General features: G+C 80.2%; 1 protein-coding gene. It reads right to left on the bottom strand.

Translation table 11 applies throughout. The features are described 5' to 3' along the window. On the bottom strand, positions 1–219 hold a 219-nt coding region (locus tag VR45_RS32135), incomplete at its 3' end, for a TetR family transcriptional regulator (protein WP_045943407.1). Between the last annotated feature and the right edge of the window lie 49 nt (positions 220–268).

Here is a 268-nt window from a genome sequence, read left to right as displayed (position 1 = left end):
CACGTCGGCGCAGGCGTCGACGGCGAGGGCCTCCAGGTCGGCGTAGTGCACGTAGAAGGTGGCCCGGCCGACGCCGGCGCGGCGGACCACGGCGGCGACGCCGATCGCGCTCAGCGGCTGCTCGGCGCACTCCTCCAGCAGGGCCTGCCGCAGCCGGGCCCTGGTGCGGGCGGCCCTGGGGTCCTCGGCGGCACTGGCGGGCGCGCGGTCCGGGCTCATCGGGCGAGCAGGACGGCGCCGAGGGCCAGCGCGCCGGGCAGGGCCTGGG

Origin of the sequence: Streptomyces sp. NRRL S-495 (assembly GCF_000966955.1) — a bacterium.
GTDB lineage: Bacteria > Actinomycetota > Actinomycetes > Streptomycetales > Streptomycetaceae > Kitasatospora > Kitasatospora purpeofusca.
This window is presented reverse-complemented; position numbering and strand designations above follow the sequence as displayed.